Source organism: Serratia sp. CY82433 (assembly GCF_052166535.1).
Taxonomy (GTDB): domain Bacteria; phylum Pseudomonadota; class Gammaproteobacteria; order Enterobacterales; family Enterobacteriaceae; genus Serratia; species Serratia sarumanii.
The window spans coordinates 239,787-255,117 of sequence record NZ_JBJNOR010000006.1; the positions used below are offsets into that span (position 1 = coordinate 239,787).

A 15,331-nucleotide genomic window follows, 5' to 3' on the forward strand; every position below is an offset into this window, starting at 1 on the left:
GTAGCAGATGGCTAAGCAACCAGGATTAGATTTTCAAAGTGCTAAAGGCGGGCTCGGCGAGCTGAAGCGCAGACTTTTGTTTGTCATCGGCGCGCTGATTGTCTTCCGCATCGGCTCTTTCATTCCGATTCCTGGTATCGATGCCACTGTGCTTGCCAAATTGCTTGAGCAGCAGAGAGGCACTATCATTGAAATGTTTAACATGTTCTCTGGTGGTGCCCTCAGCCGTGCTTCTATCTTTGCTCTGGGGATCATGCCGTATATCTCGGCGTCGATCATTATCCAGCTGCTGACGGTGGTTCATCCAGCGTTGGCGGAAATCAAGAAAGAAGGGGAGGCTGGCCGTCGCAAGATTAGCCAGTACACCCGTTACGGTACGCTGGTATTGGCCATATTCCAGTCGATCGGTATTGCTACCGGTCTGCCGAATATGCCTGGTATGCAGGGCCTGGTGTTAAATCCAGGCTTTGCATTCTACTTTACTGCGGTTGTGAGCCTGGTAACCGGGACAATGTTCCTGATGTGGCTGGGTGAGCAGATTACTGAACGCGGTATCGGCAACGGTATCTCGATCATTATCTTCGCGGGTATTGTAGCGGGGCTCCCGCCGGCAGTGGCCCATACTATCGAGCAAGCGCGGCAAGGCGACCTGCACTTCCTCCTGCTGCTGTTGGTTGCAGTATTGGTGTTTGCAGTAACCTTCTTCGTTGTTTTCATCGAGCGTGGTCAACGTCGTATCGTCGTTAACTATGCGAAGCGTCAACAAGGTCGTCGTGTTTATGCAGCACAGAGCACACATTTACCGTTGAAAGTGAACATGGCGGGTGTTATCCCGGCGATTTTCGCTTCCAGCATTATTCTGTTCCCGGCCACGATTGCATCATGGTTTGGGGGCGGTACCGGTTGGAACTGGCTGACTACGATTTCGCTGTATTTGCAGCCAGGGCAACCGCTTTATGTGTTACTCTATGCGTCTGCAATCATCTTCTTCTGTTTCTTCTACACGGCGTTGGTCTTCAACCCGCGTGAGACAGCAGATAACCTGAAGAAGTCCGGTGCCTTCGTACCAGGAATTCGTCCGGGAGAGCAAACGGCGAAGTATATCGATAAAGTAATGACGCGTTTAACCCTGGTGGGCGCGATGTACATTACTTTCATCTGCCTGATCCCGGAGTTCATGCGTGATGCAATGAAAGTACCATTCTACTTTGGTGGTACCTCGCTACTGATCGTGGTTGTCGTCATCATGGACTTTATGGCTCAAGTGCAAACTCTGATGATGTCAAGTCAGTACGAGTCTGCATTGAAGAAAGCAAATCTGAAAGGCTATAACCGCTAGTCAGATTCGTTTGAGAAGTTACGGAGAGTAAAAATGAAAGTTCGTGCTTCCGTCAAGAAATTATGTCGTAACTGCAAAATCGTTAAGCGTAACGGTGTCGTTCGTGTGATTTGCAGCGCCGAGCCGAAGCATAAACAGCGTCAAGGCTGATTATCTCGCATATTTTTCTTGCAAAGTTGGGTTGAGCTGGCTAGATTAGCCAGCCAATCTTTTGTATGTCGCACTGCAACACTATTTGAGTATCCTGAAAACGGGCTTTTCAGAATGGTGTTGCTGTATAAAATAGTAGGAGTGCATAGTGGCCCGTATAGCAGGCATTAACATTCCTGATCATAAACATACCGTTATCGCCTTAACGTCGATCTTCGGTATCGGTAAAACCCGTTCACAGGCTATCTGTGCATCCACGGGTATTGCTGAAAATGTTAAGATCAGTGAGCTGTCTGAAGAGCAAATCGAAAAGCTTCGTGATGCAGTTGCCAAATACACCGTTGAGGGTGATTTGCGTCGTGAAATTACCCTGAGCATCAAGCGTCTTATGGACCTTGGTTGCTATCGTGGTTTGCGTCATCGTCGTGGTCTGCCGGTACGCGGTCAGCGCACCAAGACCAACGCTCGTACCCGTAAGGGTCCGCGCAAGCCGATCAAGAAATAATCGGGGTTATTGAATAATGGCAAAGGCACCTGTTCGTACACGTAAGCGTGTAAGAAAGCAAGTCTCTGACGGCGTGGCTCATATCCATGCTTCTTTCAACAACACCATCGTTACCATCACTGATCGTCAGGGTAATGCTTTGGGTTGGGCAACAGCCGGTGGTTCCGGTTTCCGTGGTTCTCGTAAGTCCACTCCGTTCGCAGCACAGGTTGCAGCAGAACGTTGTGCTGACGCAGTAAAAGAATACGGTATCAAGAACCTGGAAGTTATGGTTAAAGGACCTGGTCCTGGTCGTGAGTCTACTATCCGCGCTCTGAACGCGGCTGGTTTCCGCATCACTAACATTACTGATGTGACTCCGATCCCTCATAACGGTTGTCGTCCGCCGAAAAAGCGCCGCGTGTAACGCAGCTTTTAGGATTGTTGGAGAAAGAAAATGGCAAGATATTTGGGTCCTAAGCTCAAGCTGAGCCGTCGTGAGGGCACAGACCTGTTCCTTAAGTCTGGCGTTCGCGCGATCGATTCCAAGTGTAAAATTGAACAAGCACCTGGTCAGCACGGTGCGCGTAAACCGCGTCTGTCTGATTACGGTGTTCAGTTGCGTGAGAAGCAGAAAGTTCGCCGTATGTACGGCATTCTGGAGCGTCAATTCCGTAACTATTACAAAGAAGCAACCCGCCTGAAGGGCAACACCGGTGAAAACCTGTTGCAGCTGCTGGAAGGTCGTCTGGACAACGTTGTTTACCGTATGGGCTTCGGCGCTACTCGTGCAGAGTCACGTCAGCTGGTTAGCCACAAAGCAGTTATGGTAAACGGTCGCGTTGTTAACATCGCTTCTTATCAGGTATCTCCGAATGACGTAGTCAGCATCCGCGAGAAAGCTAAAAAGCAGTCTCGTGTTAAAGCTTCTCTGGAGCTGGCTGAGCAGCGTGAAAAGCCGACTTGGCTGGAAGTTGATGCTGCTAAGATGGAAGGCGTGTTCAAGCGTATGCCTGAACGTACCGATCTGTCTGCGGACATTAACGAACACCTGATCGTCGAGCTTTACTCCAAGTAAAGCTTAGTACCAAAGAGAGGACACAATGCAGGGTTCTGTGACAGAGTTTCTAAAACCGCGCCTGGTAGATATCGAGCAAGTCAGTTCGACGCACGCCAAGGTGACCCTTGAGCCTTTAGAGCGTGGCTTTGGCCATACTCTTGGCAACGCACTGCGCCGTATTCTGCTTTCATCTATGCCGGGTTGCGCGGTGACCGAGGTTGAGATTGATGGTGTACTGCATGAGTACAGCACCAAAGAAGGCGTACAGGAAGATATCCTGGAGATCCTGCTCAACCTGAAAGGGCTGGCGGTGAGAGTTCAAGGCAAAGACGAAGTTATTCTTACCCTGAATAAATCTGGCATTGGCCCTGTGACCGCTGCCGACATCACCCATGATGGTGATGTCGAAATCGTCAAGCCTCAGCACGTGATCTGCCACCTGACTGATGAGAACGCGGCTATCAGCATGCGTATCAAAGTTCAGCGCGGTCGCGGTTATGTGCCGGCTTCTGCCCGAATTCATTCGGAAGAAGATGAGCGCCCAATCGGTCGTCTGTTGGTTGACGCCTGCTACAGCCCTGTAGAGCGTATCGCCTACAATGTTGAAGCTGCGCGTGTAGAACAGCGTACTGACTTGGATAAGCTGGTCATCGAGATGGAGACCAATGGCACGATCGATCCTGAAGAGGCGATCCGCCGTGCGGCCACCATTCTGGCTGAACAACTTGAAGCTTTCGTTGACCTGCGTGATGTGCGTCAGCCGGAAGTTAAAGAAGAGAAACCGGAATTCGATCCGATCTTGCTGCGCCCTGTTGACGATCTGGAATTGACTGTCCGCTCTGCTAACTGCCTCAAGGCAGAAGCTATCCACTACATCGGTGATCTGGTACAGCGTACCGAGGTTGAGTTGCTGAAAACGCCAAACCTGGGTAAAAAATCTCTTACCGAGATTAAAGACGTGCTGGCCTCACGTGGTCTGTCTCTGGGCATGCGCCTGGAAAACTGGCCGCCGGCAAGCATTGCTGACGAGTAACCGGATCACAGGTTAAGGTTTTACTGAGAAGGATAAGGTCATGCGCCATCGTAAGAGTGGTCGTCAACTGAACCGTAACAGCAGCCATCGCCAGGCTATGTTCCGTAACATGGCCGGCTCTTTGGTTCGTCATGAGATCATCAAGACGACCCTGCCAAAAGCAAAAGAGCTGCGTCGCGTTGTTGAGCCGCTGATTACTCTTGCCAAGACCGACAGCGTAGCTAATCGTCGTCTGGCATTCGCCCGTACTCGTGATAACGAGATCGTGGCAAAACTGTTTAACGAGCTGGGCCCGCGTTTCGCGAGCCGTGCCGGTGGTTACACTCGCATTCTGAAGTGTGGCTTCCGCGCAGGCGACAACGCGCCGATGGCATACATCGAGCTGGTTGATCGTGCTGAGTCTCAAGCAGAAGTAGCAACTGCAGAGTAATCTGTAGACGCGTAAAAAAACCGGGCTTGCCCGGTTTTTTTACGTCCAAACCCAGCCAAATGTGCGTAATTCCCCCGCTGCGCTTAAGATCCCCGCCCCTATCCGCTATGCTAAGGCTTAATCATTAGGCTAACCGAGGCTGTCTTTCATGGGGCTGCTCGATCAATGGGCGGAACGCCATATCCTTGATGCCCAGGATAAAGGCGAGTTTGACAATCTGCCCGGCCAGGGCCAACCGTTGGCGCTGGAAGATGACAGCGCGGTGCCAGCTGAACTGCGCGCCGGTTACCGTTTGCTGAAAAATGCCGGTTACCTGCCGCCGGAGCTGGAAGACCGCAAAGAGGCGTTGACCGTTGCTCGTTTGCTGCAAGGGATTAACAGTGAGCATCAGGACTATGTCGAACTCAGCAAACGCATGGCGCTGCTGGAGCACCGGTTGCGTCAGGCTGGGATGAGTACGGATTTCTTGCATGGTGAATATCAGCGTGCATTGGACGGCAAATTCACCCGGGAGGAGAAGTAATGTTCAAGATAGGTCAGTTGGCCAAGCTTGCCGAAGTGACGCCGGATACCGTGCGTTACTATGAAAAGCAGGGCATGATGGATCACAATGTCCGCACCGAAGGTGGTTATCGGCTCTACACCGAGCAGGATCTGCAGCGGCTGCGCTTCATTCGCTATGCCAAGCAGCTGGGATTTACTCTGGAAACGATCGCTGAGCTGCTGTCGATCCGCGTCGATCCTGAACATCATACCTGCCAGGAGTCGAAGTCGATCGTCGATGCGCGCCTGAGCGAAGTGGAAAGCAAGTTGGCGGAGTTGACTCGCATGCGCGAATCGCTGAAGCGGCTGAGTGATGCCTGCTGCGGTACTGCCCATACCAGCAATTATTGTTCTATTCTGGAAGCCTTGGAACAGGGCGCCAGCGATGAAAAAGGCAAAAAAGGTTGCTGACGGCACTTTAATTTTTATACCGCCGGCAGTATTATCGCCCCGTTTTATCACCACACCTTTTACAGGAGCATTATCATGACGAAATATCGTCACACTAAAGGTCAGATTCAAGATAACGCCATTGAGGCGCTGCTGCATGATCCGCTATTCCGTCAACGAGTAGAAAAGAATGTGAAAGGCAAAGGCAGCTATCGGCGTAAAGAAAAACACAGCAAAGGCGGTAACTGGGAGGCCAGTGGTAAACTATCAAGCGATAATTTACCACTGGCCTTCTGGTTTTAAGGCATTAAAAAAGCCACCTTCGTCAGGTGGCTTTTTATTGGCATAACCAAACGCTGTTTTACAGTTTTGGCTGCTGTTGCTGGCTCAGCAGGTCACGGATTTCCGTCAGCAGTTTCTCCTCTGCGGTAGGTGCTGGCGGCGCTGCCGGCGCTTCTTCCTGCTTGCGGCGCATTTTGTTCATCAATTTAATTGCCAGGAAGATGGCGAAGGCGACAATCACGAAGTCGAATACGGTTTGAATGAATGAACCGTAGTTCATTACCACCGCCGGTACGGCGCCCTGAGCTTCACGTAATACCAGATGGAATTGTTTAAAGTCGACGCCGCCGATCAGTAACCCCAGTGGTGGCATGATGATATCGGCCACGAAGGACGAAACAATCTTGCCGAATGCGGCACCGATAATCACACCGACGGCCAGATCGACCACGTTGCCACGCATGGCAAATTCGCGAAACTCTTTCAACATACTCATAGAACGCACCCCTTGCAGAATTAATAACTCAAGTTTAACAAAGCAATTTCCCTTTGCCACAAAAGGAGAGAAGTTTTATCTCCTCCCAAGGCAGAGAACAACTACGCGATTATAGACCATCGCCTAATAAATTTGTTCTACAAGAAGAACGGGCTCGGTTGGAACAGGCGTTCAACGTCCGGCACGAATTTCTTGTCGGTAATAAACATGATGACGTGATCGCCCTGTTCGATTTTGCTGTTGCCGTTGGCGATGATCACGTCGTCACCACGTACGATCGCGCCGATGGTGGTGCCCGGTGGCAGCTTGATGTCTTCGACGATGCGGCCGACCACTTTGGACGTGCTTTCATCGCCGTGGGCAATCGCTTCGATCGCTTCCGCCACGCCGCGACGCAGCGACGAGACGCTGACGATATCCGCTTTGCGCACGTGCCCCAACAGGGCGGAGATGGTCGCCTGCTGCGGCGAAATGGCGATATCGATCACGCTGCCCTGCACCAGGTCGACATAGGCGCGGCGCTGGATCAAGACCATCACCTTCTTGGCGCCCATGCGCTTGGCCAGCATGGCGGACATGATGTTGGCCTCATCGTCGTTGGTGATGGCGATGAAGACATCCACTTGTTCGACGTGCTCTTCGGCCAGCAGCTCCTGGTCGGAGGCATCGCCGTAGAACACGATGGTATCGTGCAACTGCTCGGCCAGTTCGGCGGCGCGTTGCTGGTTCCGCTCGATCAGTTTGACGTTGTAGTCTTTTTCCAGCTTGGCGGCCAGGCCGGCGCCGACGTTGCCGCCGCCGACGATCATGATGCGCTTATAGGGTTTTTCCAGCCGCTGCAGTTCGCTCATCACCGCGCGGATGTGCTGTGATGCGGCGACGAAGAAGACTTCATCACCGGCTTCGATAATGGTCGAGCCTTGCGGACGTATTGGTCTGTCCTGGCGGAAAATAGCGGCGACGCGGGTGTCGATATGCGGCATGTGTTCGCGCATCGAAGAGAGCGCATTGCCGACCAGCGGGCCGCCGTAATAGGCTTTAACCGCAGCGATGCTGACCTTGCCTTCGGCGAAGTTGACCACCTGCAGCGCGCCGGGGTATTCAATCAGCTTGTAGATATAGTCGATGACCAACTGCTCCGGTGAAATCAGATGGTCGATCGGCACCGCTTCCGGCAGGAACAGTTTCTCCGACTCGCGGATATATTCCGGCGCGCGGATACGGGCGATACGGTTGGGGGTATTGAACAGAGAATAGGCGATCTGGCAGGCAACCATGTTGGTTTCGTCGGAGTTGGTGACGGCGACCAGCATGTCGGCGTCTTCTGCGCCGGCTTCGCGCAGCACCCGAGGATGAGAGCCGTGCCCCTGAACCACCCGCAGATCGAATTTATCCTGCAGCTGACGCAGCCGGCCGGAATCGGTATCGACGACGGTGATATCGTTGTTTTCACCCACCAGGTTTTCCGCCAGCGTCCCGCCAACCTGACCGGCACCAAGAATAATTATTTTCATCGTGTTCTCTGCTTCACACTGAAAGACTTAGGGCGCGCACGCACGCCCCGAAGCATTACATTTTAATCAGCTTAGCGTAAAAGAAGCCATCGCCGTCCTCGGGATGCGGGATATTCTGCCGCCCCGGTCGCTGCGGATCGCCGGTTTCAACCAGCTTGGCATCGGCGTGGCGCTGCAAGAACGCGGCGATCTGGCTGCTGTTTTCATCCGGCAGGATAGAGCAGGTGGCGTAAACCATCACGCCGCCCGATTTCAGATGGGGCCAAACGGCTTCCAGGATGTCGGCCTGCAGCGCGGCGAGTTCGGCGATGTCACGATCGCGGCGCAGCCATTTGATGTCGGGGTGACGGCGGATCACGCCGGTGGCGGAACAAGGCGCGTCCAGCAGGATCCGGTCGAACTGCTTGTCACCGCACCATTGCTGCGGGGTGCGGCCATCGCCCAGCTTAACCTCTGCGTGCAAACGCAGGCGCTGCAGGTTTTCCTTCACCCGCGCCAGGCGCTGTTCGTCGATATCGACCGCCATGACGTGCGCTTTCGGCGCCGCTTCCAGAATATGCGTTGTTTTGCCGCCAGGCGCGGCGCACAAATCGAGGATCTGTTCACCGTCTTGCGGATCCAATAGATCGACACAGCCCTGGGCTGAGGCATCTTGCACGGTGATCCAGCCGTCGGCGAACCCAGGCAGCTCGGTCACGGCGCAAGGCGCCAGCAAACGCACCGCGTCGGCATAGTCTGAATGAGGCTCCGCGGCGATGCCTGCGTCGGTCAGCAACTGCAGATAAGCTTCGCGGGTGTGATGCAGGCGGTTGACGCGCAGCCACATCGGTGGCTTCTGGTTATTGGCGTCGACGATCTGTTCCCAGTTGGCGGGATAAGCCTGTTGAATGCGTTTCAGCAACCAGCTCGGGTGCAAATAGCGGCTGTCATTGTTGGCGGCGCGCTGCAGCAGCTCTTCCTGCTGGCGCTGGAATTGCCGCAAGACGCCGTTAATCAGGCCTTTCAACTGTGGGCGTTTCAGCGCCACCGCGCCTTCCACGGTTTCGGCCAATACGGCGTGCGGCGGGATACGGGTATACAGCAGCTGATACAGGCCGACCATCAGCAGATAGTGCAGCGTACGCTGTTTGCCGGTCAGCGGCTTGGCCATCAATTGTTGAATGCACCATTCGAGCTGCGGCAGCACGCGCAACGTGCCGAAGCACAGTTCCTGCAGCAACCCGCGGTCCTTATCGCTGATGGTGGTTTGCAGCGCCGGCAGGACAGTGCTGAGCGACTGCCCTTGATCCAGCACCTGGCCGATGGCTTTGGCAGCGATGCTGCGGAGATTGTAATTATTTTTCATAGGCTGAAGCTGATAACGATCGGCATTAAGAAAATAACGGCCCGGCGATGAACGGCCGGGCAGTGGGGTGACTTACAGCCGGTTACCCGGGGTAAACCATTCACGGCGTGAATTTAACAGGTCCTGCGCCGACATCGGTTTCTTGCCGGCGGGCTGCAGTTGGATCAGATTGAGGATGCCGTCGGCGGTCGCCACCTGAATGCCGTGCTTGTCGGCATGGACAACGGTGCCCGGCTCCGCATTGGCGCTTTGCGCCAGTACGCTGGCTTGCCAGACTTTCACCGGTTGATCGTCGATGGTGAAGTAGCTGATCGGCCAAGGGTTGAAGGCGCGGATGCAGCGCTCCAGTTGTTCGGCGGACAGCGTCCAGTCCAAGCGAGCTTCTTCTTTGCTCAGCTTCTCGGCGTAGGTCACCAGCGCTTCGTCCTGCACTTCGCGGGTGGCGCTGCCGTCGGCCATTTGGCGCAGCGTCGTCAGCATGCCCTGCGGGCCGAGCTGCGCCAGCTTGTCGTAGAGACTGGCGCTGGTATCGCTGCTCTCAATCGGGCAGGCAATCTTGTGCATCATGTCGCCGGTATCGAGACCGACGTCCATCTGCATGATGGTCACGCCGGTTTCGCTGTCGCCGGCCCAGAGCGAGCGCTGGATCGGCGCCGCACCGCGCCAGCGAGGCAGCAGCGAGCCATGTACGTTGATACAACCGAGACGCGGCATATCCAGCACCGCCTGCGGCAGGATCAGCCCGTAGGCAACCACCACCATCACGTCGGCGTTAAGATCGGCCACCAGGCGCTGGTTCTCTTCGGGGCGCAGCGATTTGGGCTGAAATACCGGCAGTTGGTGTTGCTCAGCCAGCACTTTTACCGGGCTAGGCGTCAGCTTGTTGCCGCGGCCTGCCGGGCGGTCGGGCTGGGTAAAAACGCCGACAATCTGGTGCTCAGATGACAACAGCGCGTCAAGATGACGCGCTGCGAAGTCTGGTGTTCCGGCGAAAATAATCCGTAAAGAGTCAGACACGTTGATTTCCTGATCGGTTAGGCGCGGGCTTGAAGCTTGGCCATTTTTTCCAGTTTCTGACGAATGCGCTGACGCTTGAGCGGCGACAGGTAATCGACGAACAGTTTACCCATCAGGTGATCCATCTCGTGCTGGATGCAGATCGCCAGCAGATCGTCCGCTTCCAGTTCGAAAGGTTTGCCTTCGCGATCCAGCGCGCGGATCTTCACCTGCGCGGCACGTGGTACCAACGCACGCTGCTCGGGAATGGAAAGACAGCCTTCCTCGATGCCGGTTTCGCCGCTCTTTTCCAGCAGCTCCGGGTTGATCAGCACCAGGCGCTGATCGCGATTCTCGGAGACGTCGATCACGATAATGCGCTGATGGATATCCACCTGAGTCGCAGCCAGGCCAATGCCTTCCTCTGCGTACATGGTTTCAAACATATCATCCACGATGCGCTGGATATCTGCATTGACTTCTTTTACCGGCGCTGCGATTTTGCGCAGACGCTCGTCTGGGAAATGTAATACCTGCAAGACTGACATATATCTTTAGATCTGTATCCGAGTAATGAACGAGGTTTAACCTCTATTCTAGACATTTCCCGGCCTGATTGACAGCATTGCGCACCAATTGCTCAGATTGGTAATACCACCGTTTTTGCTGAGGGAACAGACGATGCGGCCGGAAGAGATCGCTTTACGGATGCGAGGGGTAACGGGGCTGCAGACCGTCGTGGCCAGGCGGATCGTGCGGCAGCTATCGCAAATGGGGCGCGAGCCTCGCAGCGCGTTGCGTGAACTGGGGTTGAACGAGCGGCAGCGGGCGCAGTTCAACCAAGCGGATCCCGCTTATCTGGCGGCCAGCCTGCGTTGGCTGGAACTGCCGGCGCACCGTATGCTGAACTATGGGGCGGCCGGCTATCCGGAACGCCTGGCCCAGATCGACGATGCGCCGCTGTTTTTGCTGATCGAGGGCGATCCTCAAGCGTTGCTGCGTCCGCAGCTCGCCATGGTTGGCAGCCGGCAGTTCAGCCACTACGGCGAGCGTTGGGCCAATCATTTCGCCGCGGAATTGGCGCGTTGCGGTTTCACCATCACCAGCGGTTTGGCGATCGGCATCGACGGCATTTGCCATCGCGCAGCGCTGGCGGCCGGCGGTTGCACGGTAGCGGTATTGGGCAGCGGGTTGGCCAATGTTTATCCACGCCGGCACCGCAGGCTCGCGGAGCAGATTGTCGAGCAGGGCGGCGCGGTGATTTCTGATCATTTGGTCACCGATTTGCCTCTGGCCGACCATTTTCCGCGCCGCAACCGTATTATCAGCGGGCTGAGCCAGGGCGTTCTGGTCATAGAAGCCTCGTTGCGCAGCGGTACCCTGGTGACGGCCCGCTATGCGCTGGAGCAGGGGCGTGAGGTATTCGCCTTGCCGGGGCCGTTAGGGAACCCGATGAGCGAAGGCACGCACTGGCTAATTCAGCAGGGCGCGCATCTGGTTACCGGGCCGAAAGATATCGCAGAATTGCTGGGAAGCGGCCTTCAATGGCTGCCACTGAACGAAAATACAACTATTTGTGCGTCGCAGGCTGAAGTTGAATTGCCATTTGCCGATGTGTTGGCTAACGTAGGAGATGAGGTGACACCTGTTGACGTCGTCGCTGAACGTGCCGGCCAACCTGTGCCAGTGGTGGTAATCAAGTTACTCGAACTGGAGTTAGCAGGGTGGATCGCAGCTGTACCCGGCGGCTATGTCCGAATAAGGAGGGCAAGCCATGTTCGACGTACTCATGTACTTGTTTGAAACTTATATCCACAATGAACCAGAGATGCGCGTCGATCAGGATCAACTGACCGATGATCTCGCCCAGGCGGGGTTTCATCGGGATGATATCTACAACGCGTTGAATTGGCTTGAGAAGCTGGCTGACCTGCAAGAAGGCCAAAATGCGCCTTACTTTATGGATGCCGATCCGCTGGCAATGCGGATCTACACCGAAGAGGAAAGCGCGCGTTTGGACGCCGGCTGCCGTGGTTTTCTCCTGTTCCTGGAACAGATTCAGGTATTGAACCTCGAAACCCGTGAAATGGTTATCGACCGTGTTATGGCTTTGGATAATGCGGAATTCGATCTCGAAGATCTGAAATGGGTCGTGTTGATGGTGCTGTTTAATATTCCCGGATATGAAAGCGCCTATCAGCAAATGGAAGAACTGTTGTTTGAAGTGAACGAAGGTTATCTGCATTGAGCCGATAACGCGCATAGAAGACGTTATGACAAAAAACGCGATTTTTGCCGCCAGGCAAAATGAACCCTGTCCGGAATGCGGGGCCGAGTTGGTGATCCGTAGCGGTCGCCACGGCCCCTTCCTCGGCTGTTCCCAGTACCCTGAATGCCAATATATTCGGCCGCTGAAAGCGCAGGCCGACGGGCATGTCGTCAAGGTGCTGGATGGGCAGCAGTGCCCGAAGTGTCAGGCGACGTTGGTGCTGCGCCAGGGGCGCTATGGCATGTTTATCGGTTGCAGCGATTATCCGCAGTGCGATCACACTGAAGTGATCGATAAGCCTGATGAAACCGCCATTACCTGTCCGCAGTGCGGTCAGGGCAAGCTGTTGCAGCGTAAATCGCGCTACGGCAAGGTTTTTCATTCCTGCGATCGTTATCCGGAATGCCAATTCGCCCTCAATGTTAAACCCGTCGCCGGTGAATGCGCCTATTGCCATTACCCGCTGCTGATGGAAAAACGTACGGCAAAAGGCCCCGTCCTGTGCTGTGCCAGCAAGCTGTGCGGAAAACCCGTGGCGACTACAGAATAATCACATCATGAACTCAGAATTAAGCCCGAACCTTTTATCTATCATCGATGCTTTGCATCAACAGCAGGTGATTGCCTATCCCACCGAAGCGGTATTCGGCCTGGGGTGCGATCCCGACAGCGAACAGGCGGTCAATGCTTTGCTGGCATTGAAACAGCGGCCGTGGGAAAAGGGGCTGATTCTGATCGCCGCCGACTATACGCAGCTTAAGCCCTATATCGACGACAGCGCGCTCAGCGAACAGCAGCGCGTGACGATGTTCGCCAGCTGGCCTGGGCCGGTAACCTGGGTGTTGCCTGCCCGGCCGGAGACGCCGCGTTTGCTGACCGGGCGTTTCAGCTCGCTGGCGGTGCGCGTCAGCGATCATCCGTTGGTGCAGCAACTGTGCCGGCAGTACGGCAAGCCGCTGGTATCGACCAGTGCCAATCTCAGTGGGCTGGAGCCGTGCCGCAGTGCGGATGAAGTCGCGCGGCAATTCGGCGAGGCTTTCCCGGTATTGGCTGGCGAGGTGGGTGGCCGTCTTAATCCTTCCGAAATCAGAGATGCTCTGACCGGCGAACAGATCCGTCAGGGCTAGAGGTAATGGGCATGGAGAAGTTTGCGGTATTTGGCAACCCTATCGGTCACAGCAAGTCGCCGCGAATTCATGCGCTGTTCGCTGCCCAGACTGGCATTGAGCATCCCTATGGAGCGGTGTTGGCGCCGTTGGACGGTTTTGAAACCAGCCTGCAGGCGTTTATCCACGCCGGAGGGCTGGGGGCGAATGTCACGGTGCCTTTCAAAGAGCGTGCTTATGAGGCCGCTTCCGAGCTGAGCGAGCGCGCAGCGATGGCCGGCGCGGTCAATACCCTGAAGGTATTGCCGAATGGCGGTCTGCTGGGGGACAACACCGACGGCATCGGTTTGCTGACCGATCTGCAGCGTCAGCAATTGATTCGGCCGCAGGATCGCATCTTGCTGGTGGGGGCCGGCGGCGCGGCGCGCGGCGTGATCCTGCCGCTGCTGTCTTTCGGCTGCCGGCTCACGATCACCAACCGCACCTTCAGCCGCGCCGAGGAGTTGGCCGACGCTTTCCGGCATCTGGGAGAGATCTCGGCGGCGCCGATGGATCAACTGAATCAGCAAGCGTTCGATCTGGTGATCAACGCGACGGCGTCCGGCATCAGCGGGGAGATCCCGGCGTTGCCCGCGGGCGTAGTCAACGCGCAAACCCGTTGCTATGACATGTTCTATCAGCAGGGCGTCACGCCGTTCCTGGCCTGGGCGCAGCAGCAAGGGGCAACGGAATATGCCGATGGGCTGGGTATGCTGGTGGGGCAGGCGGCGCATGCTTTCCTGCTTTGGCACGGAGTGATGCCAGAGATCGAGCCGGTATTGCGCCAGCTGCGCAGCGAACTGGCGGCATAATTCCCACCCCGTTCTCTATATAGATATAGGGAACGGGGTGGCCGTCAGATGTCTTCCGACAGGTATTCGTCTTTCCAACGCACATAGTTGTTAGAAGAATAAAGCAATCCTTCCAACTCGGCGGCGGTCAACGGCCGAACCTGGCGTGCCGGGCTCCCCATATAGAGATAGCCGCTGGCCAGCCGTTTGCCCGGCGCCACCAAACTGCCGGCGCCAATCATTACGTCGTCTTCTACTACTACACCGTCCAACAGGATCGATCCCATACCGACCAGCACCCGGTTGCCGATGGCGCAGCCGTGCAGCATGGCTTTATGACCCACGGTCACGTCTTCCCCAATCAGCAGGGGATAACCGTCTGGGTTGTGTTCGGAACGGTGAGTCACATGCAGTACGCTGCCGTCCTGAATATTGCTGCGCGCGCCGATCTTTACCGCATTGACGTCACCGCGGATAGCGACCAGCGGCCAGATACTGACGTCATCCGCCAGATCGACGTCGCCGATCACGACGCTGGAAGGATCGATCAAGACACGCTGACCGAGTTTGGGGGTGTATTGAAGATAAGAACGTACTGCATCGGACATAGTGCTGCCTCACGTCGGGATCATATTTACCGGCAATACTAGACCCTGGCGATGGAATTACAACCAACGGCAGCGCCGGATCCTGCTGAAAATGGCCCTGATCGCACAAGATCCACACGGAAGGGCTGAAAAGTGTGCAAACAGAAAGAAAAGATCAAAAAAGGGGTTGTGCAAAAAACTCGGATCCCTATAATGCGCCTCCATCGACACGGCGCAAGTGATTCACTTCACACAGCGGCCGGGAAGAAAGAGAAAAAATCCTGAAAATTAGGGTTGACTCTGAAAGAGGAAAGCGTAATATACGCCACCTCGAGTTAGCAAGCGAAAGCGCCTAACTCACTGCTCTTTAACAATTTATCAGACAATCTGTGTGGGCACTCCACAAGACGATATCCAGCATCTTCGGATGCAAAAAAATATCAAGTCTTGAAGAGTGACTAACTGAAGTAAAATTCA

At 55.2% G+C, this 15,331-nt stretch carries 21 protein-coding genes; 15 read left to right on the forward strand and 6 right to left on the reverse strand.

Annotation, left to right across the window (positions count from 1 at the left end; all coding sequences use genetic code 11):
• The first annotated feature begins 7 nt into the window (after positions 1-7).
• The 10 genes from secY to ACJ8PI_RS22095 all read left to right on the forward strand — a co-directional run bounded on the left by secY (position 8) and on the right by ACJ8PI_RS22095 (position 5,732).
• Positions 8-1,339, forward strand: coding sequence for a preprotein translocase subunit SecY (gene secY, locus ACJ8PI_RS22050; RefSeq protein WP_004929740.1), 1,332 nt, complete (start codon positions 8-10; stop codon positions 1,337-1,339).
• A gap of 33 nt (positions 1,340-1,372) precedes the next feature.
• Positions 1,373-1,489: a 50S ribosomal protein L36 gene (rpmJ, locus tag ACJ8PI_RS22055; RefSeq protein ID WP_002227352.1), complete on the forward strand. Its 117-nt coding sequence runs from the start codon at positions 1,373-1,375 to the stop codon at positions 1,487-1,489.
• A 148-nt stretch (positions 1,490-1,637) separates the two neighbouring features.
• Entirely contained in the window at positions 1,638-1,994 is a 357-nt protein-coding gene (gene rpsM / locus ACJ8PI_RS22060) for a 30S ribosomal protein S13 (protein ID WP_004929734.1), read from the forward strand.
• Between the two features lie 16 nt (positions 1,995-2,010).
• Positions 2,011-2,400: a 30S ribosomal protein S11 gene (gene rpsK, locus ACJ8PI_RS22065; protein ID WP_004929731.1), complete on the forward strand. Its 390-nt coding sequence runs from the start codon at positions 2,011-2,013 to the stop codon at positions 2,398-2,400.
• Positions 2,401-2,430: 30 nt separating this feature from the next.
• Positions 2,431-3,051, forward strand: coding sequence for a 30S ribosomal protein S4 (gene rpsD / locus ACJ8PI_RS22070; RefSeq protein WP_004929729.1), 621 nt, complete (start codon positions 2,431-2,433; stop codon positions 3,049-3,051).
• Positions 3,052-3,076: 25 nt separating this feature from the next.
• On the forward strand, positions 3,077-4,066 hold the full coding sequence (locus ACJ8PI_RS22075) for a DNA-directed RNA polymerase subunit alpha (RefSeq protein WP_002919219.1): 990 nt from the start codon (positions 3,077-3,079) through the stop codon (positions 4,064-4,066).
• A gap of 40 nt (positions 4,067-4,106) precedes the next feature.
• Positions 4,107-4,496, forward strand: a complete 390-nt coding sequence (rplQ, locus tag ACJ8PI_RS22080; RefSeq protein WP_004929726.1) for a 50S ribosomal protein L17 — start codon at positions 4,107-4,109, stop codon at positions 4,494-4,496.
• Positions 4,497-4,644: 148 nt separating this feature from the next.
• Positions 4,645-5,019, forward strand: coding sequence for a DUF1992 domain-containing protein (locus tag ACJ8PI_RS22085; RefSeq protein WP_033636252.1), 375 nt, complete (start codon positions 4,645-4,647; stop codon positions 5,017-5,019).
• Positions 5,019-5,450: a Zn(2+)-responsive transcriptional regulator gene (zntR, locus tag ACJ8PI_RS22090; protein ID WP_033636251.1), complete on the forward strand. Its 432-nt coding sequence runs from the start codon at positions 5,019-5,021 to the stop codon at positions 5,448-5,450. The genes ACJ8PI_RS22085 and zntR overlap by 1 nt, the downstream gene beginning before the upstream one ends.
• Positions 5,451-5,525: 75 nt before the next feature.
• The gene (locus ACJ8PI_RS22095; protein ID WP_041036936.1) at positions 5,526-5,732 is read left to right on the forward strand and encodes an alternative ribosome-rescue factor A; all 207 of its coding nucleotides are present in this window, start codon (positions 5,526-5,528) and stop codon (positions 5,730-5,732) included.
• A 58-nt stretch (positions 5,733-5,790) separates the two neighbouring features.
• On the opposite strand, the gene mscL is transcribed toward ACJ8PI_RS22095, so the two are convergent.
• The 5 genes from mscL to def form a co-directional block, all read right to left on the reverse strand.
• Positions 5,791-6,207: a large-conductance mechanosensitive channel protein MscL gene (gene mscL, locus ACJ8PI_RS22100; protein ID WP_025304493.1), complete on the reverse strand. Its 417-nt coding sequence runs from the start codon at positions 6,205-6,207 to the stop codon at positions 5,791-5,793.
• Positions 6,208-6,344: 137 nt separating this feature from the next.
• Positions 6,345-7,721 carry a Trk system potassium transporter TrkA gene (gene trkA, locus ACJ8PI_RS22105; RefSeq protein ID WP_033636248.1) on the reverse strand — a complete coding sequence of 459 codons (1,377 nt, stop codon included), beginning with the start codon at positions 7,719-7,721 and terminating at the stop codon, positions 6,345-6,347.
• A 55-nt stretch (positions 7,722-7,776) separates the two neighbouring features.
• Positions 7,777-9,066, reverse strand: a complete 1,290-nt coding sequence (gene rsmB, locus ACJ8PI_RS22110) for a 16S rRNA (cytosine(967)-C(5))-methyltransferase RsmB (protein ID WP_164134751.1) — start codon at positions 9,064-9,066, stop codon at positions 7,777-7,779.
• 72 nt (positions 9,067-9,138) lie between these two features.
• A complete protein-coding gene (gene fmt, locus ACJ8PI_RS22115) occupies positions 9,139-10,083 on the reverse strand; it encodes a methionyl-tRNA formyltransferase (protein ID WP_048322003.1) in 945 nt (314 codons plus the stop codon).
• Between the two features lie 17 nt (positions 10,084-10,100).
• On the reverse strand, positions 10,101-10,610 hold the full coding sequence (def, locus tag ACJ8PI_RS22120) for a peptide deformylase (RefSeq protein ID WP_033636244.1): 510 nt from the start codon (positions 10,608-10,610) through the stop codon (positions 10,101-10,103).
• Between the two features lie 133 nt (positions 10,611-10,743).
• Between def and dprA the strand changes: the two genes are divergently transcribed.
• The 5 genes from dprA to aroE are packed head-to-tail and all read left to right on the forward strand — an operon-like array spanning position 10,744 to position 14,288.
• A complete protein-coding gene (gene dprA / locus ACJ8PI_RS22125) occupies positions 10,744-11,865 on the forward strand; it encodes a DNA-protecting protein DprA (protein ID WP_060429436.1) in 1,122 nt (373 codons plus the stop codon).
• Positions 11,837-12,310, forward strand: coding sequence for a DUF494 family protein Smg (smg, locus tag ACJ8PI_RS22130; protein WP_033650013.1), 474 nt, complete (start codon positions 11,837-11,839; stop codon positions 12,308-12,310). The genes dprA and smg overlap by 29 nt, the downstream gene beginning before the upstream one ends.
• 25 nt (positions 12,311-12,335) lie before the next feature.
• A complete protein-coding gene (locus tag ACJ8PI_RS22135) occupies positions 12,336-12,881 on the forward strand; it encodes a DNA topoisomerase family protein (protein ID WP_004929705.1) in 546 nt (181 codons plus the stop codon).
• Positions 12,882-12,888: 7 nt separating this feature from the next.
• Positions 12,889-13,458: an L-threonylcarbamoyladenylate synthase type 1 TsaC gene (tsaC, locus tag ACJ8PI_RS22140; RefSeq protein ID WP_060429438.1), complete on the forward strand. Its 570-nt coding sequence runs from the start codon at positions 12,889-12,891 to the stop codon at positions 13,456-13,458.
• Positions 13,459-13,469: 11 nt separating this feature from the next.
• A complete protein-coding gene (gene aroE / locus ACJ8PI_RS22145) occupies positions 13,470-14,288 on the forward strand; it encodes a shikimate dehydrogenase (protein ID WP_033655293.1) in 819 nt (272 codons plus the stop codon).
• A gap of 44 nt (positions 14,289-14,332) precedes the next feature.
• Here the strand turns inward: aroE and ACJ8PI_RS22150 are convergent, their stop codons facing one another.
• The gene (locus tag ACJ8PI_RS22150) at positions 14,333-14,875 is read right to left on the reverse strand and encodes a gamma carbonic anhydrase family protein (protein ID WP_004929699.1); all 543 of its coding nucleotides are present in this window, start codon (positions 14,873-14,875) and stop codon (positions 14,333-14,335) included.
• Positions 14,876-15,331 lie beyond the last annotated feature (456 nt).